Genomic DNA, 25,455 nt, shown 5'->3' with positions numbered 1-25,455 from the left:
GACCTCATCTGCCGGCAACCTGTCCCTCCGAGAGCCGCGCGCCGCACCCGTCATGCCCGAACTGCCCGAAGTCGAGACCGTGCGCCGGGGCCTCGAACCCGCCCTCGTCGGCGCGCGCTTCACGACGGTCCACCTCGCCCGCCCCGACCTGCGCTTTCCGCTGCCCGCGCGCTTCGCCGCGCGCCTCACCGGCCAGCGGGTCGAGGCCCTGTCGCGGCGCGCCAAGTACCTCGTGGCCGACCTCTCCTCGGGCGACGCGCTGATCATGCATCTGGGCATGAGCGGGCGCTTCGACGTCGTGTTCCCGGACGGGCGCCAGCTCTCCCCGGGCGAGTTCTACCTCGAAGGCGCCCCGGGCCAGGCCAAGCACGACCACGTCGTCTTCGCGCTCTCGAACGGGGCGCGGGTGACCTACAACGACGTGCGCCGCTTCGGCTTCATGGACCTCGTGCGGCGGGCGGAGCTGGAGACCTGCCGCCACTTCGCCGGGATGGGGATCGAGCCGCTCGGCAGCGACCTCTCGGGCGAGGCGGTGGCGCGGCTGTTCCGGGGCCGGCGCACGCCCCTCAAGGCCGCGCTCCTCGACCAGCGGCTGATCGCCGGCCTCGGCAACATCTACGTCTGCGAGGCGCTGCACCGCGCCCGGCTGCATCCCGAGGCCGCGGCCGGCACCCTGGCCGACGCGGCGGGCCGGCCCACCCGCGCCGCCGCCCGCCTCGCCCAGGTGATCCGCGACGTGCTGACCGAGGCCGTCGCGGCCGGCGGCTCGACGTTGCGCGACTACGCGCACACGGACGGCACCCAGGGGGCCTTCCAGCATCGGTTCCGCGTCTACGACCGGGAGGGGCTCGCCTGCACGGCGCGGGGCTGCCGGGGCAGGGTGCGGCGGATCGTGCAGGCGGGCCGCTCGACCTTCTACTGCGAGACCTGCCAGCCGGCGCCCTGAGCGGAAGGGCGCGAGGCGATCCCGCCCGGCTTCGGCGCAGGAGGCCGGGACCGCGCCGATGTGCGCTCCCGCACTTTTGGGCGGAAGCTTCCGGGCTAGGGAGGAACCCGCGGGGACGCGTTGGCGTCGCGGCCCCGCTGCCCTCGATGGGCGTTTCCTCCCTAGACTTCGGGCCGCTCCTCGTGGGCGGCCTCTTTTTTGGGCCGTCCCGCGCCGCTCCCGCCATTCTCGGGACTCGTCGCGCGCCGGGAAACCGGGCCTGGCGGCCTAAGCCGGTCCCGGCCCGTCGCGCCAGCGGGCCTGCGCCTGCGCGACCCGCAGGGATCCCCTCCCGGCGCGGGTGGCCGGCGGCGGGACCGCCTCGCCGGCGAGGACGCGCCGCTTCAGGGCGAGGAGGTCGGGATCGCCGAACGCGGCGAGGAGCGCCTGGAAGGCGCGGTGGCGGGCGGCGTCGAACCCGCCCCCGGCGAGCGGGTGGGGCGGCTGGAGCGACCCGATCGGCACCAGCCCGGCCGGGATCGGGGCGGTCGCCGCGTGGCTGCGCCGCTGGCGCAGCAGCTTCGGCAGGATCTGCAGCCGCGGCCCGGCATCCTCCCCGGGCCGGGCCTCCCCCCGGTGCAAGGCCTCCGCCCGGTGCCCCCCGGCCAGCACGACGCGGTCGCAGGGCAGGGCCAGCAGGGCCGCGAGCACCGCCTCGGACGGCGCCCGCCCGCGCGCGGCGCGCAGGGCCGCGAGCGCCGCCCCGTCCCGCGCCCGCAGGCACAGGCGCGCGGCCCGCAGGCCGAGACCGAGGTCGAACAATTCGCCGTCGCGATCCTCCGGCCGCGCGGCGGCGCGATCCGGGCCGAGCGCCGTCACCCGGTCGGGCAGGCCGGTCGGGCAGGATTCGGCCGGCAGGCAGAGCGCGACGGCGTGGCTCCAGGCGCCCCCGCCGAGCGCCGTCTCGTACGCGAAGGCGCGCAGCGCGCCGGGATCCCCGAAGGCGAGCGCCCCTCCGGGCACCACGGCGGCGAGGCGGCCGGGCAGGGGGCGGGCCCCCGGCGGGACGAGGATCGCCGCCCCGTAGGCGCCGAGGCTCCAGCCCGTGCGGGGATCGGCGAGCGCGCCGGCGATCAGGCCGCGCAGGGCGGCCGCATCCTGTCGTTGCCGCATGGGGGCCTGCCTTGAGCGCAGCGCAGCAAACCGTTACCTGTGCGCGGGCAGGGGGCGCCTGCGCTGGTGAGGGCGAGAGCGTGCAGGATCCGTCGCCGTTGATCCACGAGCCCGAACCCGCCGCCCGCAAGCGGGTCAGCGTCCGGGGCCGCCTGCGGAACTACTTCTTCACCGGCGTCATCGTCGCCGGGCCGCTGGCGATCACGATCTACATCACGTGGTGGTGCATCAGCCTGATCGACGGCTGGGTCAAGCCGCTCGTGCCCGCCACCTACCTGCCGGACCATTACCTGCCCTTCAACATCCCGGGGCTCGGCCTGCTGATCGCCTTCGTGGGGCTCACGCTGCTCGGCGCCTTCACGGCGAACCTGGTCGGGCGCTCGGTGGTGGAGTTCGGCGAGGTGCTGCTCGCCCGGACGCCGGTGATCTCGGGCCTCTACCGGGGCCTGCGGCAGGTCTTCGAGACGCTGTTCTCCACCAGCGGCACCTCGTTCCGCACGGTCGGCCTGGTGGAGTTCCCCGTCAAGGGAACGTGGTCGGTGGTGTTCCTGTCGGCGCCCGCCGGCCGCGACGTGCAGGCGGCCCTGCCGCCGGGCGGGGATTACGTGGGCGTGTTCCTGCCCTGCGCGCCGAACCCCACCACCGGCTTCTTCTTCTATCTCCCGCGCAGCGAGGTGATCGAGCTGCCGATCAGCGTCGACGACGCGGCCAAGCTGGTGATGTCGGCGGGCGTGATCCAGCCGGAGGACGCCCAGACCCGCCTGCAGGCGATGGCGGCCGGGTTGAAGGTGGCGCAGGTCGGCCCCGAGATGCCCGCGCGGGACAAGCAGGACGCGTGATCGGCCCCGCCCGGGCCGACCGGCCGGGGCGGATCACGCCCGGCGCGCGGCCCCGCGGGACGGCTGCGCCGGGGAGGCCTCCTCGGCTTTCAGGCCGTAATACTCCGTGAGCATCGACCCGTACGACAGGGACGGGTAGGGCCGGCGGCGCGCGTAGAGCTCGGCGAGCGGCAGGTCGAGCAGCCTGTCGTTGACCTCCTGCGGCCGCCCGATCAGCGCGGGATCGAGCAGCAGCCCCTCCTGGCGGGCCCGCAGGCGCTCGGCCGGAGCTCCGAGATCGAAGACGAGCGGCGGCAGGCCGGCCGCGAGCGCGATGGAGAGCGCGTAGCAGTAGGTTTCCGGCCAGATCGACGGGATGAGCACGACGTCTGCCCCTTCCGCCTCGAGGAGGTCCATGGCCTCGTCGGGCGAGCGGTAGCGTCCGGTCTCGGTGACGCCGATCTCCGACAGCCGGTCCGTCATGGAGGTGTAGCCGACGACCGCGTAGCGGATCGGCAGATCCCGCAGCCTGGCGTCGAGCCCCAGGCTGTGGAGCAGGGCGACTCCCTTGTGCGGCCCGATCGCGCCGACGACCGCCACGCGCAGCACCTCGCCCCGGCGCAGGGCGGGGAGCGGGCGGGGCGTCAGGGTCTCGGCGTGGGGGCGCAGCGCGATCCGCGCCCCGGGCAGGAGCGGCCCGATCCGGGCGGCGATGTCCCGGGAAGGGGCGAAGACCGCCTCGGCCCCCGCCACGAAGGCCGCGTAGGCGCTCCGGCGCTCGTCGGGGTCGACGCAATCGGGATCGTCGTGGTCGGCCGCCAAGCAGCCGCGGCAGGTCTCGACCCCGGGCAGGCCGCAATAGGTGCCGAGCCTCGTCACGAGGTCGTTGCGGTGACAGACGGGCGAGTAGTCGTGGAGCGTCACGTAGCGGCGCGGGAGGGGAGCGAGGATCTCCATCAGGCGGCGGGTCGCGCGCCACTCCAGCCCGACCAGGGAATGGACGTGGACGAAGAGCGGCTGCAGCCATCCGAGGAAGCTCTCGAGGGAGGCCGCGTGCCGCAGCACGTGGATGGCGTCGCAGGAGCAGGTCAGGACGGCGCGGCGGCTCTCGGGCGCGAATTCCACCTTGACCGTGGAGTGCCCCGCCACGCGCAGCAGCACGACCGGGACGCCCTCGCCCGCGAGGCGCGCGGCCGCGTCCCGGACGTGGGTCTCGATCCCGCCGCCCCTCTCGTGGGTGACGAACAGGGCCGCGCGCGGGCCGGCCTGCCGGGCGATGCGGTAGAGATCGAGGCGCATCCGCCCCTCGCGGCCGGGATCCGCCGCGATGAAGCGCTGCACGGCCCCGAAATAGTCGGGGTGCTTGAGGCTCAGCCGCCGCTCGATGCGCGGCGCGTTGTCGATGTAGGCGGTCGAGAAGGACACGCCGCCCGCGTGGTACACGAAGACGTCCTGGACGAGCAGGTTGCGGTAGCCGGCCTGCTTGGCCCGCATGCAGAAGTCGTTCTCCTCGCCGTAGCCGTGCCCGAAGGTCTCCGCGTCGAAGGGACCGATCCGCGCGAGCGCCTCGCCGCGGATGTAGAAGCAGAAGCCGACCCCGGTCGGCACCTCGACGGCGCGGCCCGGGTTGCAGGCGCGCGCGCAGGCGTCGATCTCGGCCGGGCCGATCTCGAGGGCGAGGCGGTTGTCGATGTTGGCCTGCGGGTAGCTGGCGATCGTGGCATTGTTGGAGAGGGGGGTCAGGGTCGCCGCGTCCGGGTTGGCGCGGGCGTGGGCCCGCAGGCGGTCGATCCAGTCGCCGGACGGCACGGCGTCGGAATTGAGCAGGATCACGTCGCGGCCGCCGCTCGCCGCGATGCCGCGGTTGACCGAGCGCACGAAGCCGAGATTCTCCGCGTTCTCGACGAGGATCAGGAACTCCCTCGCCGCCAGGGCCTGCAGGGCGGCGCGCAGCTGGGGCTCCGGCCCGCAATCGTCCACCACGACGAGGGCGAAGGACGTGGTTTGGCGGCTCGACAGGACGGCGTGGATCGCCCGCAGGGTTTCGGCCCGTCCCTTGTAGACCGGGACGATCACGACGACCTCGGCCGCCGCAAGGTCGGCGGCCGGCCGCGCCGCCTCCCACTCATCCGCGCGGGGCGCCTCCAGAGGCGGCCATTCGCCGCAGCCGAAGGGGTTCGGCAGCAACCCCGCCGGCCGCCCCTCCGTCAGGTAGTGGTAGAAGGGGTTCACCGCGTCGCCGAGGTGCGGGGCCTGCTCCTCCCGATAAAAGCCCGTCCAGAACCACTCGCTGGGATCGCGGCCCTCCTTCCAGCCGAAATCCACGTAGTGCTCGACCGGGTCGATGCCCGATTGCCGCACGTCCGCGTACCGGGTCAGGTAGGAGGCGCGGTCGAATTCCTGCGCGATGGTGCTGAGGACGACGGGGCGGGACACCCGTGCCCTCCCTCCGCTCGCGCCGCGGGCCAGGGCGGCCTCGAGCGGCTCCGGGTGATCGAGCAGGCCGTAGGTGGACACGAAGTGGTAGAAGGGGCACAGGCCCGTCGCCGCGATGTGGCGGTGCTTGCCCGCATGCGCGGCCGACGAGAAGCCGGGCGCCGGTTCGTACCCCTCCCGCCATCCGACCGTGAGATAATGCGTGAGGGCGTCCGCCCCGGCATCGAGGCGCGCCGCGTCCCTGTAGAAGGCCTCGTCGAAATGGTCCCGGACGACGCGGGCCTGGATCGCGACCGCCTCCTCGGCCGAGAACGCGACCGCCCGCTGCCGCTCCGCCTCGGGCCGCGCCGCGTAATGGGCGAGCGGGTTGGTCCGCGGCGTCGGGCCGAGATGCTTGTCCTTGTAGAGGAGGGTCGGGAAGGAGGGCGACGGGTCCCGCCCCTCCTTCCAGCCGAAGGACATGTAGTGCGCGAAGGGATCGGCCCCCGCCACCCCGACATCGGGGTAGCGGAGCCGATAGAATCGCTCGTCGAAATGCACGCGGACCGACAGTTTTCTCGGCGAGCGCAACCACCTCAGCATCAAATCACGGCCCCGCGGCAAGCGTGTCGAGTAGACCACCCGCGCGCGGCGATTCAATAGTCATCTCTCGATGGGTAAGCGCGCCGAGGCGGTCCGCGCGCGAGGCCCCGGGCGGAGCCTCTCGGGGGGTCAGGAGCGGGCGGCCTGACGCATGGCCGCACGCATGGCCGCGACGGCGGTCTCGACGCGGGCGACGCCGTCGGGCGTGAAGGTGATCTCGTCCGCGCTGAGGGACGCGAGGCCGCGCGCCTCGATCTCGGCGGCCCCGTCCGGGTCGGCCCGGTGGCCGGACCCGTCCCGGCGCACGACCGCCCGGATGGGCTGGCCCGTCGCCAGGTGGTGATAGGCGGCGAAGGCGAGGATCGAGAGGGCGCGGTCGGAGAGAGGATCGGTGCTGCTGGCCATCGGCGGTTCCACCCGGGATCTGGTCTGAGAGCTCCGGCCCGGCGTCTCGGGCGAGGCGCCGGCCGGACCCGGCATCAACGCCGCAGCGGCGGCTTCGTGCGCGGTCGCGGGCTGGCGCAGGGTGTCGCGGCCGGACCCCGGTCAGGCCTGGGCGAACGGACCGCCCCCCCGGGCGTTGCCCCACGCCACCGCCACCGGTGGCGCGAGATGCGGTGGAGGAGACGGCGCATGAGAACGGCAACGATGGGGGCCGCGGCGGCCCTGGTCGGAACGCTCCTGGTCGGCACGGCGACGCTCGCCGCCGAGGGCTCGGGTCCGGGCGCCTCCGGCGCGGCGCCCGGCCGGGAGGTCCAGCCGAGCGGGCGCATGCAGGGGCCGCCCAACGCGGCGGGCTTCAACGGCCAGACCGACGCGACCGGCTCGACGCGTCCCGGCGCCTCGGGCGCGGCGCCCGGCCGGGAGGTCCAGCCGGGCGGCCGGATGCAGGGTCCGCCGAACGCCAACGGCTTCGGGAAGTAGCGCGGCGCCGGAGCGCCGCTCCAGGCCAGGGTGCGGGTCGCGCCGTCGGCCTCGACCGCTCCGCTCGCCGCGAGGCGCGGCGGAGCGGCGGCCTGGACCTCGCTCAGCGATTCGCGCGGGCCCTGCGGCCCCTCGGCGGCGGGGAGCCGCCGGGCGGCCGGCAGGGCGCCGGTCCGACCCCGCGCCAGGGCGTCACGATGCGGGGGCGGTCCCGAGGGCGGCTCAGGAGGTGGCGCCGTAGGCATCGCTGCAACAGGCCGGCAGGGGCAGGCCCTCGCTCAGGCGGTCCGCGCAATCGTCCATGCTGCCGGAGGGCGCGCCGAGGGCGTCGCCGGTCGCGAGCCCGAGGCCCAGGGCGCCGGAGCCGACGGCCCGGCCGCAGCCGCGACGGCGGCCGAAGCCGCGATGGCGGCCGAAGCCGCCCGCCTGGCCCTCGCGGCCGTTGAAGCCGCGCCCGACCACGATCCCGCGATTCGCGCCCGCGGCGATGCCGGCCGCGCCGAGGGCGGGTCCCCGAGCGCCGATGCGCGCTCCGCCCGAGCCGAGCCCGCCGGTGCCGATCCCGGTCCCCGGAACCCGCCGCCGAGACCGGCGCCGCCGCGCGCATCCGCGGCGACGGGGGCGAGCGCGAATGCGGCGGCCACGGTGCCTGCCAGCCAAGTGTGTTCCAGCCAAGGGCGCTCCAGCCAAGGGCGCTCCAGCCAAGGGCGCTCCAGCCAAGCGTGATGGGTCGTTCCATCCGCTCCACGTTCGGTCCGGTGCGTTCGTGGCGGGCCAACGGGCCCGGCCGCCGGACCGTTCACGCGGGGCCGGCGGGCGTCCGCCGCGGCACGCGGGCGCCTCGCGGGATCTCGGGCCGGGGCCGAGGCTCGCCCCTCCCGGTCTCGGCGACGCCCGTCCGGCTATCGGGGCGCCCGCGGCGCTTGGTCGGGCGTTCCCGCGACGCGCGCCGGGGCGCCGAGCGCGCCCTGGGCGCGGTCGGCGCGATGCGCGGCCGGCATGACGAAGGTCTGCGGACCGCCCGCCATCACGGCGCGGCGCTGCCCGGTCGAACTCGCGGACAGCGCCGCGACGTAGATGCAGAGGGCGAGCGCGGCGACGCTCAGCACGCCGCTCACCAGATCGGCCCACGGCTCAAGCCACTTGATGACGAGCAGGCCGACGACGAAGACCGGGACCGCGACGAGGGCGAGCACGACGGGCGAGGACACCGGCTTGGTCTCCTGGACGGAGTTCGGAGACGCGACCAACGTTCCGCTCGCCCCGAGGATCCCGGCGCCTCATCCCGTCCGGGGCCCGGACCCGCCCGCAGCGCCGTCCGATCCGACATCCGACGGATTGCGTCGCCATCTCCCATTTCGGCAATGCGGATGTCGGCTTCGCTCAGGCGCCGCGCGGGCGTGTCATCCGACATCCGGTTGATGGCTTCGCAATGCGGATGTCAGCCTCGCTCAGGCGCCGCGCGGGCTCGTCATACCCGGACGTGATCGTCCGGACAGCGGATGGGGAATAGAATCCTTCAACCGATTGCGCGCATGATCGGCGGACCGGGCGCCCCGGGCCAGGGCGCCGGTTGCCCACGTCGAGCCGCCACGGGAGAGGTCGGTGCCGGATCCAGAAGACCAGCACGAGGAGCCATCCAAGGATGCCGGGGCTGGCGCGTCGGGCGGGGGACCCGCCCCGGAGGCGGGGGACCGCGATGCGCTCCCCGACCGCGATCTGGACGCCGTGTCCGGCGGGACCGGCCCCAAGAGGCCGCATGCCGGGTAACCCGAGCGCCGCGACGGTGCCCGCGCCGTCCCGGCGGCCTCCCTCGCGTTCGGAGCGCTCGGCGTGATCCGCGCGACCCTGTCCGCCACGGTCCTGCTCGCGCTCGCCGCCTCGCCGGCTTTCTGCGTCGCGACGATCGACGGCGAGTGCCTGATCCAGGTGAACGGCCGCACCGTCAAGGACGGCTTCTGCCGCATGATCGTGTTTCCGGGCGGCTCGTTCCAGACCGGGGCCGAGCAGCCCGGCGAGGCCTTCGCCATCGTCAGCACCGACGGTCGGACCGGGCGGGCCGAGGCCTTCTGGAACGGCGTCGAGCGCGCCCCGCACGCCCACGACCCGCTGGGCAACGTGGTGCGCCAGGGCGGCTGCTGGGTCAACGACCGCGCCCGCGTCTGCGCGTGGCGGCCCGGAACGCGACCGCGCTGAGGGGCGTCACCGGTGCGGGCCGCGGGCGCGCCGGCCCGCCGGCGGGCCGGCTCGCAGGCGATCACGACGAGAGCAGCGCCCGATCACGCTGAACTCGGACGCTGCTCTCGGTCGTTGATGGTGCCGCATCGTCTGCGAGGAACCGGCATCCACGTCGTCGGACGGTTGCCGCCGCGACGCCGCGCGCCGGGCATGTCACGTCTCGAGCCTTCGTCGCGCAATGCAGGCGCTGTTCGCTCGCCTGAGCATTCTCGGATCTGCCTCACGCAAATAGATTATGTCGGTTTGTCGCAGATCCGGGCCATCCCCGTTCCTAGCCTCGATGCACTATCAATCTCATCTGGTTTGACATAACCAGTCAAGCTCCGGGGAGAGACCGATGTCCGTCAGCTACGATTCGGCAACGAATACATATACTGTGGTCGACGACGCCCAAAATGTGCCCGACGCCAACCCTTACAAGTATGATCTGTCCGGAACGACCGTCCCGGTCAATTTCCAGTTTCAGAGCTCGACTGGCAACGATTCGCTGTACGGCAGCACCGGTGCGGATACCATCTTGAGCGGATCCGGCAACGACCAGATCGCGGGCGGCTACGGTAACGACCTGATCGACGGCGGCGGCGGTGACGACGTCATCGCGAGCGGGGGCAATGCCGATCTCGCGACCGGCCGCGACACCGTCTACGGCGGCGGCGGAAGCGACGTCATCTACTGGGCCTACGACACCACCGGTTCCCTGCTCTACGGCGACGCGGGCGACGGAGCGGCCGACGGCGGCAACGACACGATCACCGGCGGCTCGGGCAACGACACGATCTTCGGGGAGGGCGGCGACGACTACATCCGCGGCGGCAAGGGGAACGACGCGATCGACGGCGGATCGGGCAATGACACGATCCGTGGGAGCGGCGGCGAGGGGATGGACACGGTTCACGGCGGCAGCGGGAACGACCTGATCACCTACACCACCGACGCGTCGTCCGTTCGGCTGTTCGGTGATGCCGGGGACGACTCGATCGCCGGCGGCTACGGCGCCGACACTCTGATCGGCGGCGTCGGGAACGACACCCTGTCGGGTGGGCTCGGTGCCGATTCCTTCGTGTTCGGTGCCAACGACGGCACCGACGTGGTCCGGGACTTCTCCGTCGGCCAGGGCGACAAGATCGCGCTGATCGCCGGGACCACGGCCGAGAAATCCAGAGCCTCTGACGGATTTCTGCAGCTGAATTTCTACGACAGCGGCCATGTTCTCGGCGGCTCGGTCGAGCTGTACGGCGTGTCGTACAATACGAACCTGAACAATGTTCTCGTTCAGGCGCCGAGCTCGATGACCGCCTGAGCGCTCTCGGCCACGCGCACGGCGCCCGGGCGGTGGCGTGCGCGTGCGGGGGCGGGCCGCTGCGCCGCGGCTCGACGGATCATCCCCCCTGCGTGCCGGCCCGGCCCGGGCGGTCGACGGCGCGCCGCGCCCCCGCCCAGGACCCGGCACATCACCGCGTGGGCGCCGGGAAGTGCGGATCGTACCTGACCTCGGGCTCACCCTGCGGCGTCGCCTCGGCCCGATCCGGATCGGCCGCGCGATCGCGGCGCGGCGCGCGAGGAAAGTAGGGATCGAACGGCACGACCCTCGGGCGGCGCGGGGCTGCCTCGGGCGCTTGTGGTCGAACGGGTTGGGTCGGCCACTGAGTCACGTGGACCTCCTCCATCCTGGGCAGCACCTCGCATCGATCGGTGCTGACGGGCCGACCCTACTCGGACGCCGAAGGAGACGATCTGCAATTCGTCAACGAATCGTGAAAAAACCGGGTGCTGCGAGGTCGAGCTTCCTGTCTCCGACAGTCAGCGACTTCCCGGGACTGAGATCGTTCAGACCGGCTTCGATGAACGCGCCGAGATTTTCGTCCGCGTCATGCTGCTTCGTGAGCAGATCTTCGATTGAGAGCTCGGCTGGAGCGCCGACGGTCGAAGTGGAATGACCATATTTGCAGCACATGACGGAGTTCTGTGCACCTGGACATCCCACGAGCAAGAGAATTGATCTGTCTCATGTTCAGGGATGCGTCCATGTACTGGCGGCTCTGGATGCCCGCCGCCTCCGCGGGGCGGGGGCCGGGAGGTTCGCGCGGATCGGCGCGACACCCGCCGGGCGTTCGCGCATCGGGCGCTCAGCCGTAGAACGAGCTGACGGCCGGAAGCGACTCGGTCGACCTGCGGGTGCCGGGATCGATGCGCACGCGCGGGATCCTGGCCATCACCGCAGCGTAGCGCGCGGAGATCTCCGCGGGGACCAGCGGCGGACGGGCCGTGTCGGGGGTGGGAAGACGGGCGGCGGAACGCGTGTGCAGACTGGACATGCCTCCGCAACGAACCGGCAGCGCAACGTGTTGCATCGCGGTCGCGCGCCGTGTGCGCTGCAGCACATGCCGCGGCCCGATCGGCACAGCGCGTGCGCACCTCGCGCCAGCGCATCCCGGAGGCCCGGAGCTCGACGGGGCGGGCGCCGGCGATCCCGCGCCGCAGCCCGTGGCGGCCCCCGCGTTCAGGCAGCTGTTGGCGGGGCCGTCCACGCCGCCGATCGGCGGGTGGAGGACCGTGCGGCGCGGCAAGGCCTGAGGAAAGCTCAGGCTGCGCCGGACGATCGAGGATCCTGGCCGGCTCGCCCGCCTCCGGTTTCGGGGGCGGGCGCGGGGGGCTGCTTGTCCATGGGCGAGAGATTCGGCCTTTCCGCCAGTCACTCGGCTCCCGAAGGTCGCGGAGAGGGGGGCGCCCGCGACTGCCGGGACGGCGCCGCGGCCGGCAGGCCGGCCGCACCGCATCGGCGGTGCTCAGCCTGAGGAACGGGGAGACGGCGGAGACTAGCTCAAGTGAATGCGCCGGAACGGCGGGCGTGGTTCTCTGGTGCGGACCCAATCGCACACTCCCCGGCCCGCCCGGCCCGCCCGCGGCGGGCCTCTCTTTCGGTTTGGCCGGGGTCGTGCCGCGGGACTGCCGAGCTTGGGTCCTGCTGAGCTTGGTCCCTAAGTGCTATTCTGGCCACCGCCCGGCGGGCCTACACTTCGACTGCTCTTCCTGAGCAGGATCTTCACCGAGACCCCTGGCCCGCCCGGCCCTTCCCCCTCGCCGTGGCGGGCTCTTCTTAGCACGGGCAGGGCAGCGTGAGATCCGCGCGGCGCTCGGGTGCCGGAGGATCGCGATGGTCGAGAACGATGGGCCGATCGAAGCTCGGCGGATGGCCGGGCCGGCGGGCAAGCCCTGGCAGCTCATCGATTGCAGCTTCCGTCCCGCGATCGTCCGCCTGACCCTCTTTCAGCAATCGGCCGCGCGGTCGCTGTGCGTGACCATGAACACGAAGGCTGGCTGCAAGCGGTACGCCGTCCGGTGCGAAGGCAGCCCGAGTCCGTCCTAGGCGCCGGACTGGAACGACCGCGACCGGCCGCCTGCCTCGGCCGGGTTTGACCTGCCCGCGCTGACAACCCGCGGCGCCCGGGGACGAGGCGAGCGCCGGCGGTCCCCCGGCCGACCGGACCGCGGCCGGCCCGCCGGATCAGGCTCCGGGAGACGGCTCGATTGCTTCGGGCGAGTGCGGTTTCGGTGTCGGCGGTGGCGCAGGGGGATCGTCCAGGGGCGGCGGCCCGGGCGGCGGGGGCGTCGAACCGCCTTCCTTGGTTTCGTTCTCTTCGGGCATGATCATCCTCGCCGGCGCGACGCGTCGAGCCCTTGCTCATTCACGGCGCAATTGAAAAGCTGGCGCCGAACCCCGCGTGAGACGCCCAGGGGCCGGAAACGACAAGGGCGACCCCCGGGGTCGCCCTTTGCAAGTCGCTCAGGTGATCGCTGGAATTTGGTCGGAGCGGCGGGATTCGAACCCACGACCCCTAGTCTGTGGTCTCGAGCTCTCTTGACGAGCTTGGATTGCTCCACCGACCGCCTCAGCCGTCGTGGCGCTGCCGTGGAGAATCTGTCCCATAGCGCGTCCCTCCATGCGGCAGCGGTCGTACCACCACACTGCGGGATCGAACGTCATCACTCAAAGGCGGAGTCTGAGACGCGTCTGGCGGCACGCCTAAGCGCACCTCGGCCTCAACAGCGTTGACCCCCAGGCGTGGCTGGCTGATGTGCTCGCGCGCATCAATGAACGCCCTGCGAGTGACCTCAATGCCTTGCTGCCGTAGCACTGGCGGCACCCTGCCGCCACTCACCTCGTCGCCAACGCCGGCTGACGCGCCGATCTATTTCGACCGGAATGCCTGCGGCCCAGGCCGGATGCTTGCTGATCATACGCACGGTGCGCGCCTTCGTAGAAGTTGGCGACGTGACCCGCTTCGGTAGTTACCCGCGGGTTGGGCGCGAGCGCTGCGTGACCCACGAGCGGGGTTCCTGGAGGGAGCCCGCGGCGCCTCTTGAAGGGAGCCGATTTCCCTGCTTCCCTTGTAGGACGAGCCGCAGTGAGCTGGAACGTCTGAGCAAGCAGGAGTTGACCGAGCTGATGCTGTGCCTGCAGCGCCCGAAGACCACCTCGCGCACCTCCTCTAAGCCGCCCTCGACTGATCGCAAGGAGCGGCGCGCAGGCCGAGCTCGGCGGGCCAAGTCGGGTCACAGTCGGATGCTCAATGAGGCGTTTGGTATGCTACATCAACAAAATTCGATCATAGGTTGTGATTAGCCTCTGGATGGGTCGCCATGAAATCGCTGAAGAGAGCAGCATTCACAGCTTGTTTTGCCGCCAATTGTATAATTATATCTTATGATGTCACTTCTGCGCAGAACGCTAACCAAGTTGTACGTGATGTCGAGCCAATTTTTTCTAAATGCACAGAGACGGAAAAGGACAAACTGAAACTTGCTCTCAATAAATCCAGAGAGTTGATATCGTCTGCTTTTCATGAGCTGTCGAACAAATCGCCTGCTGAGCGGTCGAGATATAAGCTTTACGTTGTTTGGTTTGGCACTTATAGCCCTGAAAGATATGAATCAGTTGTTCAGACCGTTTCTAAGATTCAGCGTGCTCTCCAGGGTGTAAAGTTAACGTTCCTGTGCCGAGGCGGCGATGATTGTGAGCGCGATGACTACGCCTACGCCGATGAACCCTCCGTGATAGGAATTTGTAAAAATTTTTGGTCGAAAATGACGCCAACCACTGGAGCTGATTCCAGAGCTGGTACTTTGATCCATGAGATTAGTCACTTAACCCATGTAGCGGGCACTGATGACGCCACTTTGTGTGGCCGCGTACAATGCTCCGGTCAAGTCGACGCTAAGTTTCTTGCACGCAATCGCCCCGGACTAGCCGTAAAAACAGCCGACAATTACCAATATTTCGTGGAAAATACTCCTGAAATGAGTGAGCAATAGAATTCCTTTCATGAAGAAAGACTGTATTGGTTATGCGGTGAGGGGTGGAACTTGCTGTCACTGAGAAATCATTTGATGATTGCCCGGGATCGCCGATGTGGACGCGAGCCGCCTGCGCCGAGCTTGCGTTCTGCGGCCACGCCGGCCTTCTGCATACCTAAGCGCTTGGCCACGTCCATACCCCACGCCTTTAGCGTGCTCCAGCGTAAGACCGTATGTCAGCGGAGCCGGGGTAACTCGCCCTACACTGCGCGTTCGAGGGTTGCTCGGCGGGGCCGAGCCGATCCTCACCACAGGAGGACGAGCCGTGGGCCATGCTACTGAGGTTTTCGTCGGGATCGTCGTGTCCAAGATGCGCAATGCCGTCGCCGTCGCGGACGGCGAGCGTGGCGGCAAGGTCCACTACCTGGGTGAGGCCGACGCCTCGCCCGAGAGCATGCGCCGAGCGCACGGCGCGGCGGCGCGCGAACCGTGGCGCCTTGCCCACCCACCTGACGCGCGTCGAGCGCGTGGTCGACATCGAGAGCACCGTCTGTCCCTGCTGCGCAGGCCGCCTGAATCGGATCGGCGAAGACGTGTCCGAGCGTCTCGACGTGGTGCCCGCCCAGGTTCGGGTGATCGTGATCCGGCGCCCGCGCTACACCTGCCGCGCCTACGAGGACGTCGTCGTGCAGGCCCCCGCGCCCGCGCGACTAATCGAGGGCGGGCTGCCCACCGACGACCTCGTCGCGCAGGTCCTCGTCTCCAAGTACGCCGACCACCTGCCGCTCCATCGGCAAGCGCAGATCCTCGCCCGCCAAGGTGTTCACCTCGACCGCTCGACACTCGCCGACTGGGTCGGGCGCGCCGCCTTCCTGCTGCGGCCGGTGCACGCGGGTCTGCTGGAGCAGCTGAAGGCGTCGGGCAAGCTGTTCGCCGACGAGACCACCGCGCCGGTGCTCGATCCCGGACGCGGGCGCACCTAGACGGGCCAGCTCTGGGCTTACGCACGGGATGACCGGCCCTGGGGCGGGAGCGATCCGCCAGGGGTTGCTTACGTCTACGCGCCCGATCGCACGGCCAGGCAGCCGATCGCGCACCTCGCCGGCTTCCACGGTGTGCTGCAGGTCGATGGCTATGACGGCTACAAGGCACTCGCCCGGCAGGGTGAGGTGCACCTCGCCTACTGCTGGAGCCACGTGCGTCGGGCCTTTTACGATCTGGACGGGCCGATCGCAGTCGAGGCCCTGGCGCGCATCGCGCGGCTCTACCGGATCGAGCCGATCTCCGCGGCCTCCCAGCCGAGGAGCGGTGTGCGGCGCGTCAGGCCCGCAGCCGCCCGATCCTCGAGGCGCTGGAGCCGTGGCTGCGGGAGAAGCTCGGGCTGATCAGTCAGAAGAGCAAGCTGGCCGAGGCGATCCGCTACGCGCTCACGCGCTGGGCGGGGCTGAGCCTGTTCCTCGCCGATGGGCGGGCCGAGATCGACTGGAACGTGGTCGAGCGCACCATCCGGCCCCTGACTCTCACGAGAAAGAACGCTCTCTTCGCCGGCTCGGGTGGCGGGGCGGAGCACTGGGCGGTGATCGCCTCACTGATCGAGACCTGCAAGCTCGCCGGCGTCGAGCCGCGGGGCTACCTGGCCGACGTGATCACCCGCATCGTCGAGGGCCATCCCAACAGCCGCCTCGACGAGCTGCTGCCCTGGGCCTACCCCGCCATGCCCACCGCCAAGGCTGTGGCCTGAGAACACCGCATACGCATCAGAGATTGATCACCGACGTCCATCAGGTCCCGCCTCCACCTGTGCGCGCCCATCGCAGCTTCACCGCCCGGCAGGGCGGATGGGCACGCTCGGCCCCTGCGTTGACAACGGAAGCGTCGTCTTGGCGGCACCCTTCGGCCGCTCGGCTGAGCGTGGGATACGGAGCGGGTGGGGAACTCCGTCCTATGTCGATGGCAGGGCGTATGGCTATGTCGGAGCCGCGCGCCTACTCGGCCGACGTGATCCCCGCATTGTCGAGAGGCACCCCAACAGCGGTCTCGATGAGCTGCTGCCCTGGGCCTATCCTGCCACGCCCACCACCAAGGCCGTGGTTTTAGGACGACGCTCTGATGTCCGCAGTCAACTACCGGGACGAGCGAGATCGTTCGCTCCGAGGAGCGGCGCAGTGAGGATGTACGCGCATGGGTGGGGGCGGGACCGATGGACGTCGGTGATCAAGCTCTGATGCGCGGGTTGGCTACCGCAGTCCCGAGTGTGCGTCCGGAGCTGTCCCGATCTTACAACGGGCGTCGGCCTCACGGCCGGCCACAAAGCGTCTGACGGGCGTTCTCCTGCCGTGGTCCCGCCCCCGCCGATGCGCGAGGAGGCGTCCCGCTTGGTGGCCGCCTCAGGCGACCCGCGCCTCCCGGGCGACCGACCACATGAAGCCGACGAGTTCGCGGGCGATCGCCGTGCAGACCACCGTCGCCTTCTTGCCGCGCCCGATCAGCGCCCGGTAACGAGCCGTGAGGCGGGTCTGGGCCTTCCAGGCGATCTCGCGCACCCGTGGCGTCGCGGCTTCCATCCGGTAGAGCTTCTATGCTCCGACCTTCGGCGGGTGACGGTAGGTCCAGGCGCTCTCCACCAGCATGTGCCGCACGCGCCCATTGCCGGCCTTGGTGATCCCGCCGCGCCGGACCGTGTCGCCGGCGGACCGCTCGCTTGGCACCAGGCCGAGATAGCCCATGAGCTGACGCGGACTCTCGAAGCGGCTGATGTCGCCGACCTCGGTCGCGAAGGTGACAGCGACGATGAGGTCGATGCCGCGCAGGGTCTGCAACGCCCGCACGACCGGACCGAGCGACCAGGTGGGCACGAACTCAGCGATGGCCGCCTCGATGCGCGCCACGCGCTCCTTGGCGATCCGCACCGCCTCGACCAGCTCCTGCAGGGCGATCTGGTGAGCGGGATGGTCGAAGCGCTGCTCCTGCAGCCAGCAAAGATAGCGCATCGTCCAGCCCTTCTTGCGGGGATAGACGCGCCCGTGCTTGAGCATGAAGGCACTGACCTGCTGGCGATGGACGCGCAGGCTCTCGACGGCAGCGGCCCGGGCGCGCACGAGATCGCGCATCGCCTCATGGCCTTGGTCGGGCACCCATACGGCTGTGAGCTCGCCGGCGCGCAGCAGCTTGGCGAGCGCCACCGCATCGCGGCGGTTGGTCTTGACCCGGTCGCCGGGCTTCCTGGGGATCAGAGAGGGCGCCACGACGGAGCAGGAGTGGCCGAGTTCGGTGATGAGGCGGTGGAGACCGTAGCCGGTCGGCCCGGCCTCGTAGCAGAAGTGCAGGCGCTCGTGCTGGCCTGCCAGGCGCCTCACCAGCCGGCGCATGCTCTCGGGCGAGGCGTCGACCTCACCCAGGTAGCGGACCTCGCCTCCACGCTCGCCATCAGCAACGGCGACGGCATTGCGCATCTTGGACACGTCGATCCCAACGAAAACCTCGGTAGCATGGCCCACGGCTCGTCCTCCTGCGGTGAGGATCGGCTCGGCCACTCCGAGCAACCCTCGAAGGCGCAGTGTAGGGCGAGCCACCCCGGCTCGGCGGACATACGGTCTTACGATCGACACTCATCCTGACGGCAGTCCAAGATCTGACGCAGCGAGCCTGCCACGAACAACTTGAGTTGATCCCGATCTTGCTGACCCAGCATGGGATCTCTAGCCATTAACACTGACAGAGAATCACTACCCGACCGCCCAGACTAAAACTAATCACCCTTTTCAGCAGGCTCGGCGCGGCTATATTACATCGCTATCTGGTCCAGGGCTGTGGTCGCCCCCAAGCCCGATAAGTCCGCAAAGCCTGTCGTTGATGGCTCGCGCGAGCTCGGTGCCCTCGCGGTTGCCGAACAGCAGCTGGTCGAGGGTGCGGTCGCCCATGATGTCGAGCAGCTGCACCCGCTGGCCGGTTTGAGGCCGATCTGGACTTGCTTCGGGAAAGTGGAGAGCTCTTTCCGTGAGGGAGGAGGTTCCCGATGCGAGAACCGAAGAAGCGCTTCACCCCTGAGTTTCGCGCCGAAGCCGTGCGCCTTGCTCACACGAGCGGGCGCAGCCGCCGAGAGGTCGCCGAGGATCTCGGCATCGGCCTCTCGACGTTGCGCCACTGGATCGACGGACAGCGCGATCGCGAGATGGAGGCGCCGCCCTCCGACCGCCAGGAGGACATGGCCGCCGAGCTGAAGCGGCTGCGGCGGGAGAACGAGGTGTTGCGCCAGGAACGCGAGATCCTGAAGCGGGCCACGGCTTTTTTCGCCAAGGAGGGAAGTCGATGAGGTTCCAGCTCATCGATGCGGCGAAGAAGGACTTCCCGGTCGCGCGTCTGTGCAAGCTCCTGGATGTCAGCCCGAGCGGCTACTTCGCCTGGAAGAACCGGCCCGCGTCGCGCCGTCAGCGCGAGGACCTCGTGCTGCTCGCCCACGTCCGCTCGGCCTTCGCGCTCTCACACGAGACCTATGGCAGCCCGCGCATGACGCACGAGCTGCGCGAGCAAGGGCTTGGCGTGGGCCGGCGCCGCACGGCGCGGCTGATGCGGGAGAGCGGGCTCAAGGCTCGCCAGCCGCGCCGCTTTCGGCGCACCACCGACAGCCAGCATGCCTTCCCGGTCGCGCCCAACCGGCTCGACCAGGATTTCACCGCCGCAGAGCCCGACGAGAAGTGGGGGGCTGACATCTCCTACATCTGGACACGGGAGGGCTGGCTTTATCTGGCGGTGGTGATCGATCTTTATGCCCGGCGGGTCGTCGGCTGGGCAGCTGGCGACCGGCTGCACAAGGAATTGGCCCTGACTGCCTTGCGTCGCGCTTTGGTTGTGCGACGGCCGGCAGCTGGTCTGGTGCATCATTCGGATCGAGGTAGTCAGTATTGCTCGAACGAGTACCAGGCTGAACTACGAAGCCGCGGGATCACCATTTCGATGTCTGGCAAGGGCAACTGTTATGACAATGCGATGGTCGAGACGTTCTTCAAGACGCTGAAAAGCGAGATGGTCTGGCGCACCGTCTTCTACACGCGTGCCGAGGCGACCGAAGCCCTGGCCCGCTACATCGATGGCTTCTACAATCCCTGCCGGCGCCATTCCGCGCTCGGCTTCGTCAGCCCTGTCCGGTTCGAGAGGCGGGGCACCTGTTCAACCGCTCTCTACTAAACCGAAGCAAGTCCAATCCTTCTGAATGCGCCAACCCGACTTTCGGCGCTCGCCCTGTCGGGGTGCACCACTCGCCGTCGAAGTGCTCGACCGGGCACTGCTTCTGCAGTGCCTTGAGCATATAAAGACCTGGGACTCAGCTCCGTCCCGGTCCCCGTCCACGAACACCCCCGTCACGCGGGCGCGCTGGCAGACCTGCTGGAGGCTGAGCACTGAACCCAACAACGCACCGGCCTCACATCTCCGTTTCTCGATCCCGGGACAACATTCCAGTTGCCACAAAACTCACTCAAATAGTTTATCAGCGCCAACTGTAAACATGATCAGAATTACTAAGCAGATATTTTTGCAACTCCCTTCACCAAAGAGTCTTCGCCGTCATTACGTATGTGCAGCTCGTATCGTCCGGCCGGGAATTCGGCTGGAATTAAAAAATTTCCTCTGATTGTTGTGGAGATTTGCTGATTCAACTCAGTCGCGTCAACGGACTCGCCATTCAGAAACAACCGGACGCTGCATGCTTGTACCGGTCGAGCGACGGCTATAGAAAAAGATTGCTTTTGTCCATTCGCCGTAAATACGTCCGGTGTGATCCGAACGGAGTCGCAAGTTTCTTGTGATTTACAGGACAAAACTTTCCACAAGTCAAGCAACATTATCACATAGGGGGTTTGCTTTAAGCTATCGATTCTCGTCTCGACAACTTCATCAGCGAGCTTTTCATCTGACATAAACGAGCCCAGCAGTACGCGGCCGGCCGCGTCGTCTGACATATCTAAAAATGAGACAATATCACGAACACTTTTTTGGCGAGCTTTGATTACCCCTTTGGGACCAATTTCAATTATTAATTGCGCTTGGGCAATCCAGTCTAATATTTCCAAAAGGTTGTACGGCGTTGATATGTATAACGAGATCGGATTTTGCGTTGCCAGATTTTGGACGTCATTGACTTCATAATTTGCGAGGCGGAATTTTATTCCGGAGTCAATCCCGTCAATGAGATCGAGAGGGAGGTCTCGACTTATTTCCGGTACTTCGGCAACGACGCGTTTCATCTTAAAATTTGCCGGAAGCCGGTCTATCAAAGTATTTATTCCGAGGGCTGGAAATAGGCCAGTCAGGAAAGCGATGAGGAGTACAATGCCTAGAGTAAATGCGGCCTCTGTTCCGGCCGCAATTACGTGCCTTAGGATTCCGGCAATCAGGACAGTCAACAGTATATGTGCAGATGCGCGCAAGAAATCTAAGGGGGTAAGATCGAAATTGGCGACTCTCATTATCAAGTAGTTCACAGACCATATATAAGATCCCAAAAACGCCCCAGAGACGATCAGCGCAGTAGCGGCGCGGTACGCAATGATGCTGTTCGGATCGTTAAATAATCCAGACATTAACAGGTTAGGGTCGCTGAATCCGTAGTTTATGATTGACATCACGAGAAAGAAACCTATCGCGCTAAACAATATAAAAATTCCCGTTGGCAATGTATATATTACATAACTATTTAAAACAATCGATTGCGTCTCAGGGATATCCTGATTGTACCGCGCGCGCGCGACATCAAGGTATCGCTGAGACGGCCCGCGTTCCGTTTGTGTATTGAATAGAGTCCTTTCGAGATTATCCAGATTCTCAAGTCGGCGGCTACGAATATTGCCTTTTCCAAAAAAAATCGCGAAAGGAAAGAACGCTGAAAGAGATAGAACAATAATCCACTCTATAAAAGAAAGCTGAACGAGCATCGGCATTCCCCACTGCGCAAGTTCGCATGAAGCTCAGAGCGGACAGAGTACGTTTTGTACCGTTTAACTGTCAATAGCATGAGTCGACGAGCGATGCTTTTCAATTTAGACCCCGTTGCATAATGACGTGCCCAGCTTGACAGGTGAGTGAGTGGCGGGCGCCACGGGCGTTGGAGTAAGAGCTCCCAAGAAGTTGTACGCAATTAAACGACTTGCTGCGCCTGGGCATGGGCGACCATTCTCCGTGAGATGATGGAGATCATGGCAATCCAGACGTGCGCCGCGAAGAGATCCGGCTGGCGGTCGTACACGATGTTGAGCCGGCGGTAGCGGCTCAACCAAGCGAACAATCGCTCGACTACCCACCTGATCCCGCACGGCAGGAACTGGCCGTCCCGTGTGCCGCCGGTCGAGGCGAAACGCTCACCCCATCAGGTGGTTCAAGCGGTCACAGGCTGTAGGGGTCTCAAACTGTCCCGCACGGCGCAGGATGGCCCCTCCCTAATGGCGGTGCTTCCTGCCCTCGTGATGCTGCCCGTGAAACCCCGTTTCGATGACACCTGCCGGCACCGCGCCACAACCCGGCCCGGCACAAGACGTTCATGCTCCCGAGCAGGCACTCCGTCACTGCCCAGGTAAGAAGCGGACACCTCTCGGCAGCCGACACCTTCGCCGGCCGTCCGCAAAGGGGGTGGGACTGCAGCAGATTTTCTCAGACGGGATATTGCACAGCCGTTCCATAGCTGTAGAGACGGATCTGGACGGCAAGCTTTGAGCAATCAGGAAGGCGACCGAAATCGCAGCGCACCACCGGAATTGCGGTACACGCGGTGTAGACCGTCGCCGAACTGTTACTCATTCTGAATGGGTATTCCCAGTGATGTACAATCTGCGGCCTGAAAAATGGTTACTTCACCTGAGACAAACAGCCAATAATACCAGCCCTCGATGAGCGGGACTCACGCTGGGTAGCGGTGTGCGACGGCTCGTGATTCCGTCCTCTGGCTTTTCGCCCGAGGAGGATGGCATGGCCGCTCCGATCCGGCTGCGACCGGATTTCGACGCTGAGGCGCTGCGCCGTTTGGCCAAAGCCTCGGGCGGCCCAGCCCAGACCCGCCGCCTGCTGGCGCTGTCGGCGATCTACGCGGGTGCCTCACGCACGCAGGCCGCCGCACTCGGCGGGGTCGGGCTGCAGACGGTGCGGGACTGGGTCCTGGGCTTCAACGCCGAGGGCCCGGACGGGCTGATTGACGGCAAAGCTCCTGGCGCGCGGCCGCGCCTGACCCCCGAGCAGCGGGAGGCGCTGCGCACCCTGGTCGAGCAAGGACCGATCCCGGCTGCCCACGGGGTGGTGCGCTGGCGGCTGGTCGATCTGAGCCAGATCCTGTTTGAGGACCGCGGCGTCTCGGTCTCCGAGCAGACGCTGAGCCGTGTGCTGCGGGCGATGGGCTACCGCAAGCTGTCGGCCCGTCCCCGCCACCACGCCCAGGATCCAGCTGCCGCTGACGCTTTTAAAAAGCCTTCCCGGCCCGCGTGGCAAAGATCGCGTAGGCGACGGGCGGCAAGCCGATAGAGGCTTGGTTTGCCGACGAGGCCCGAGTTGGTCAGAAGAACACCATCACCCGCCGCTGGGCACGCCGAGGCACACGGCCGGCAGCCCCGAAGGACCAGCGCACGGCGTCCGCCTACATCTTCGGCGCGATCTGCCCCGCACGCGGCACGGCAGCCGGGCTCGTCCTACCCCGCTGCACCACCGAAGCGATGACCCTGCACTTGGCCGAGATCGCCAAGGCCGTCGCGCCGGGCGCGCACGCCGTGCTGCTGCTCGATCAGGCCGGATGGCACATGACCACAAGGCTCACCGTACCCGCCAACATCACACTGCTGCCGCTGCCAGCCCGCACACCCGAGTTGAACCCGGTCAAGAACGTCTGGCAGTTCCTGCGCGAGAACTGGCTCGGCAACCGGATCTTCGCCTCCTACGAGGCCATTCTCGACCACTGCTGCCAAGCCTGGAACACCCTGACTGATCAGCCCTGGCGCATCATGTCCATCGGACTGTGGAGTGCACCCAGTTTGACCGGACAGGTAGCGGGGTGGGTTTAGGCACTCTGGCTGATGAACTCGCGAGGCGAGAGCATACGCAAACCGGAGTGCTGTTGGACGGTGTTGTAGTCCTCGAACCAACTCGGCAGAAGCCGCATCACGGTCTCGGCGTCGGGCAGGATCGCAAGGCGTGCGTAGTCACGCTTGGACTTGCTTCGGTTTAGTAGAGAGCGGTTGAACAGGTGCCCCGCCTCTCGAACCGGACAGGGCTGACGAAGCCGAGCGCGGAATGGCGCCGGCAGGGATTGTAGAAGCCATCGATGTAGCGGGCCAGGGCTTCGGTCGCCTCGGCACGCGTGTAGAAGACGGTGCGCCAGACCATCTCGCTTTTCAGCGTCTTGAAGAACGTCTCGACCATCGCATTGTCATAACAGTTGCCCTTGCCAGACATCGAAATGGTGATCCCGCGGCTTCGTAGTTCAGCCTGGTACTCGTTCGAGCAATACTGACTACCTCGATCCGAATGATGCACCAGACCAGCTGCCGGCCGTCGCACAACCAAAGCGCGACGCAAGGCAGTCAGGGCCAATTCCTTGTGCAGCCGGTCGCCAGCTGCCCCAGCCGACGACCCGCCGGGCATAAAGATCGATCACCACCGCCAGATAAAGCCAGCCCTCCCGTGTCCAGATGTAGGAGATGTCAGCCCCCCACTTCTCGTCGGGCTCTGCGGCGGTGAAATCCTGGTCGAGCCGGTTGCGGCGACCGGGAAGGCATGCTGGCTGTCGGTGGTGCGCCGAAAGCGGCGCGGCTGGCGAGCCTTGAGCCCGCTCTCCCGCATCAGCCGCGCCGTGCGGCGCCGGCCCCACGCCAAGCCCTTGCTCGCGCAGCTCGTGCGTCATGCGCGGGCTGCCATAGGGTCTCGTGTGAGAGCGCGAAAGGCCGAGCGGACGTGGGCGAGCAGCACGAGGTCCTCGCGCTGACGGCGCGACGCGGGCCGGTTCTTCCAGGCGAAGTAGCCGCTCGGGCTGACATCCAGGAGCTTGCACAGACGCGCGACCGGGAAGTCCTTCTTCGCCGCATCGATGAGCTGGAACCTCATCGACTTCCCTCCTTGGCGAAAAAAGCCGTGGCCCGCTTCAGGATCTCGCGTTCCTGGCGCAACACCTCGTTCTCCCCGCCGCAGCCGCTTCAGCTCGGGCGGCCATGTCCTCCTGGCGGTCGGAGGGCGGCGCCTCCATCTCGCGATCGCGCTGTCCGTCGATCCAGTGGCGCAACGTCGAGAGGCCGATGCCGAGATCCTCGGCGACCTCTCGGCGGCTGCGCCCGCTCGTGTGAGCAAGGCGCACGGCTTCGGCGCGAAACTCAGGGGTGAAGCGCTTCTTCGGTTCTCGCATCGGGAACCTCCTCCCTCACGGAAAGAGCTCTCCACTTTCCCGAAGCAAGTCCAGATCGCTGCGATCGGACCCGTGGCGCGCTTTGCCGGCCCGGATCGGCTCGTGGCCTATCTCGGCCTGAACCCGAGCGTGCATCAGTCCGGCTCCGGTAAGCCGCGGCACGGGCGCATCACCAAGCAGGGCCGCACCCACGCGCGTACCATGCTGGTCGAGGCTGCCTGGCAGGCGGTGCGCGGGCCGGGGCCGCTGCGCGGCTTCTTCCAGCGCGTGTCGGCCCGGCGCGGACCTCACGTCGCGGCGGTGGCGGTCGCGCGTAAGTTGGCGGTCATCATCTGGCACCTGCTCACGCGCGGCGAGGACTACGCCTGGGTGCGTCCAGCGCTTCACGCCAAGAAGTTGCGGGAGCTTGAGCTGCGTTCGGGTGAGCCGGCGCGACGTGGTCAGCGCGGACCCGCCTATGCCTACAACCTGACGCGGGTTCGCCAGGAGGAGCGGCGGCGCGTCGAGCAGGCTGAGGTCGCCTACCGGCGCCTGACCGAGGGCTGGAGCCGACGGGGGCGGCGGGTACCCACGGGCGCCGCAAAGGAGGAGCGGCTGTGAGGACGGCGCGACTGGGCTTGCACCTCGAACCCAGCTCTTCGTCACGCGGTCGCCCGTGGGCGGCAACAAAATAGCATGGATCGCCGCAAGGGGGC

General features: G+C 68.0%; 16 protein-coding genes and 9 pseudogenes. 14 read left to right on the top strand and 11 right to left on the bottom strand.

Features of this window, described 5'->3' with window-relative positions; translation table 11 throughout:
- The first annotated feature begins 52 nt into the window (after window positions 1–52).
- Entirely contained in the window at window positions 53–946 is an 894-nt protein-coding gene (gene mutM / locus MET2598_RS0131255) for a bifunctional DNA-formamidopyrimidine glycosylase/DNA-(apurinic or apyrimidinic site) lyase (RefSeq protein ID WP_012335898.1), read from the top strand.
- A gap of 267 nt (window positions 947–1,213) precedes the next feature.
- Here mutM and MET2598_RS0131250 read toward each other — a convergent pair whose 3' ends face one another.
- Entirely contained in the window at window positions 1,214–2,098 is an 885-nt protein-coding gene (locus tag MET2598_RS0131250; RefSeq protein ID WP_018263530.1) for a DUF6925 family protein, read from the bottom strand.
- Window positions 2,099–2,178: 80 nt separating this feature from the next.
- Between MET2598_RS0131250 and MET2598_RS0131245 the strand changes: the two genes are divergently transcribed.
- Window positions 2,179–2,937 carry a DUF502 domain-containing protein gene (locus MET2598_RS0131245; protein WP_012335900.1) on the top strand — a complete coding sequence of 253 codons (759 nt, stop codon included), beginning with the start codon at window positions 2,179–2,181 and terminating at the stop codon, window positions 2,935–2,937.
- A 33-nt stretch (window positions 2,938–2,970) separates the two neighbouring features.
- Here the strand turns inward: MET2598_RS0131245 and MET2598_RS37730 are convergent, their stop codons facing one another.
- Window positions 2,971–5,934, bottom strand: a complete 2,964-nt coding sequence (locus MET2598_RS37730) for a glycosyltransferase (RefSeq protein ID WP_063824150.1) — start codon at window positions 5,932–5,934, stop codon at window positions 2,971–2,973.
- A 129-nt stretch (window positions 5,935–6,063) separates the two neighbouring features.
- On the bottom strand, window positions 6,064–6,339 hold the full coding sequence (locus tag MET2598_RS0131235; protein ID WP_018263528.1) for a hypothetical protein: 276 nt from the start codon (window positions 6,337–6,339) through the stop codon (window positions 6,064–6,066).
- Between the two features lie 228 nt (window positions 6,340–6,567).
- On the opposite strand from MET2598_RS0131235, the gene MET2598_RS0131230 reads away from it, so the two are divergent.
- A complete protein-coding gene (locus MET2598_RS0131230; RefSeq protein ID WP_236728846.1) occupies window positions 6,568–6,858 on the top strand; it encodes a hypothetical protein in 291 nt (96 codons plus the stop codon).
- Between the two features lie 222 nt (window positions 6,859–7,080).
- Here MET2598_RS0131230 and MET2598_RS0131225 read toward each other — a convergent pair whose 3' ends face one another.
- Complete coding sequence (locus MET2598_RS0131225; protein WP_018263527.1) at window positions 7,081–7,320, bottom strand: hypothetical protein; 240 nt, start codon at window positions 7,318–7,320, stop codon at window positions 7,081–7,083.
- Window positions 7,321–7,760: 440 nt separating this feature from the next.
- On the bottom strand, window positions 7,761–8,069 hold the full coding sequence (locus MET2598_RS0131220) for a hypothetical protein (RefSeq protein ID WP_018263526.1): 309 nt from the start codon (window positions 8,067–8,069) through the stop codon (window positions 7,761–7,763).
- A gap of 622 nt (window positions 8,070–8,691) precedes the next feature.
- Here MET2598_RS0131220 and MET2598_RS0131215 point away from each other — a divergent pair.
- Together MET2598_RS0131215 and MET2598_RS0131210 are read left to right on the top strand one after the other, a co-directional pair.
- The gene (locus MET2598_RS0131215; protein ID WP_018263525.1) at window positions 8,692–9,054 is read left to right on the top strand and encodes a hypothetical protein; all 363 of its coding nucleotides are present in this window, start codon (window positions 8,692–8,694) and stop codon (window positions 9,052–9,054) included.
- A gap of 379 nt (window positions 9,055–9,433) precedes the next feature.
- A complete protein-coding gene (locus MET2598_RS0131210; RefSeq protein ID WP_236728845.1) occupies window positions 9,434–10,396 on the top strand; it encodes a calcium-binding protein in 963 nt (320 codons plus the stop codon).
- 444 nt (window positions 10,397–10,840) lie between these two features.
- Here the strand turns inward: MET2598_RS0131210 and MET2598_RS41740 are convergent, their stop codons facing one another.
- The gene (locus MET2598_RS41740) at window positions 10,841–11,050 is read right to left on the bottom strand and encodes a hypothetical protein (protein WP_157182303.1); all 210 of its coding nucleotides are present in this window, start codon (window positions 11,048–11,050) and stop codon (window positions 10,841–10,843) included.
- 1,200 nt (window positions 11,051–12,250) lie between these two features.
- Here MET2598_RS41740 and MET2598_RS0131200 point away from each other — a divergent pair.
- A complete protein-coding gene (locus MET2598_RS0131200) occupies window positions 12,251–12,463 on the top strand; it encodes a hypothetical protein (RefSeq protein ID WP_012335909.1) in 213 nt (70 codons plus the stop codon).
- 459 nt (window positions 12,464–12,922) lie between these two features.
- Here MET2598_RS0131200 and MET2598_RS43940 read toward each other — a convergent pair.
- Window positions 12,923–13,024, bottom strand: a pseudogene (locus tag MET2598_RS43940) (IS481 family transposase); the annotation flags it as partial.
- Window positions 13,025–13,136: 112 nt separating this feature from the next.
- Here MET2598_RS43940 and MET2598_RS40105 point away from each other — a divergent pair.
- The 5 genes and pseudogenes from MET2598_RS40105 to MET2598_RS43935 form a co-directional block, all read left to right on the top strand.
- Window positions 13,137–13,229: pseudogene (locus MET2598_RS40105) on the top strand (transposase domain-containing protein); the annotation flags it as partial.
- Between the two features lie 508 nt (window positions 13,230–13,737).
- Window positions 13,738–14,409 (top strand): M35 family metallo-endopeptidase, encoded by a 672-nt coding sequence (locus MET2598_RS40100; protein ID WP_084673965.1) that lies wholly within the window; start codon window positions 13,738–13,740, stop codon window positions 14,407–14,409.
- A 307-nt stretch (window positions 14,410–14,716) separates the two neighbouring features.
- Window positions 14,717–14,854: pseudogene (locus MET2598_RS41730) on the top strand (IS110 family transposase); the annotation flags it as partial.
- Window positions 14,796–15,898, top strand: a pseudogene (tnpC, locus tag MET2598_RS40095) (IS66 family transposase); the annotation flags it as partial. The pseudogenes MET2598_RS41730 and tnpC, both read left to right, overlap by 59 nt.
- 69 nt (window positions 15,899–15,967) lie before the next feature.
- Window positions 15,968–16,132 carry a transposase domain-containing protein gene (locus MET2598_RS43935; protein WP_442919017.1) on the top strand — a complete coding sequence of 55 codons (165 nt, stop codon included), beginning with the start codon at window positions 15,968–15,970 and terminating at the stop codon, window positions 16,130–16,132.
- Between the two features lie 646 nt (window positions 16,133–16,778).
- On the opposite strand, the pseudogene MET2598_RS37725 reads toward MET2598_RS43935, so the two are convergent.
- Window positions 16,779–17,888 (bottom strand): annotated as a pseudogene (locus MET2598_RS37725) (IS110-like element ISMtsp6 family transposase).
- A gap of 518 nt (window positions 17,889–18,406) precedes the next feature.
- On the opposite strand from MET2598_RS37725, the gene MET2598_RS0131165 reads away from it, so the two are divergent.
- Window positions 18,407–19,575 (top strand): IS3 family transposase gene (locus tag MET2598_RS0131165; RefSeq protein ID WP_085984595.1). Its coding sequence is split into 2 segments (ribosomal slippage): window positions 18,407–18,674 and window positions 18,674–19,575, totalling 1,170 coding nucleotides; the frame shifts between segments, so codons are not numbered across the junction.
- A 332-nt stretch (window positions 19,576–19,907) separates the two neighbouring features.
- On the opposite strand, the gene MET2598_RS41725 is transcribed toward MET2598_RS0131165, so the two are convergent.
- The gene (locus tag MET2598_RS41725; RefSeq protein WP_157182301.1) at window positions 19,908–21,326 is read right to left on the bottom strand and encodes a hypothetical protein; all 1,419 of its coding nucleotides are present in this window, start codon (window positions 21,324–21,326) and stop codon (window positions 19,908–19,910) included.
- A 982-nt stretch (window positions 21,327–22,308) separates the two neighbouring features.
- Between MET2598_RS41725 and MET2598_RS40085 the strand changes: the two are divergent.
- Window positions 22,309–23,426, top strand: a pseudogene (locus tag MET2598_RS40085) (IS630 family transposase).
- Here MET2598_RS40085 and MET2598_RS41720 read toward each other — a convergent pair.
- Both MET2598_RS41720 and MET2598_RS40080 read right to left on the bottom strand, forming a co-directional pair.
- Window positions 23,423–23,572 (bottom strand): annotated as a pseudogene (locus MET2598_RS41720) (IS3 family transposase); the annotation flags it as partial. The pseudogenes MET2598_RS40085 and MET2598_RS41720 sit on opposite strands and share 4 nt — an antisense overlap.
- Before the next feature lie 14 nt (window positions 23,573–23,586).
- A pseudogene (locus MET2598_RS40080) lies at window positions 23,587–24,760 on the bottom strand (IS3 family transposase).
- Between the two features lie 54 nt (window positions 24,761–24,814).
- Between MET2598_RS40080 and MET2598_RS37710 the strand changes: the two are divergent.
- Window positions 24,815–25,360, top strand: a pseudogene (locus MET2598_RS37710) (transposase); the annotation flags it as partial.
- Window positions 25,361–25,455: the final 95 nt, after the last annotated feature.

The organism is Methylobacterium sp. WSM2598 (genome assembly GCF_000379105.1).
Classification (GTDB): domain Bacteria; phylum Pseudomonadota; class Alphaproteobacteria; order Rhizobiales; family Beijerinckiaceae; genus Methylobacterium.
The sequence above is the reverse complement of the archived record's forward strand: the minus strand, read 5'-3'. Positions and strand labels throughout refer to the sequence as shown.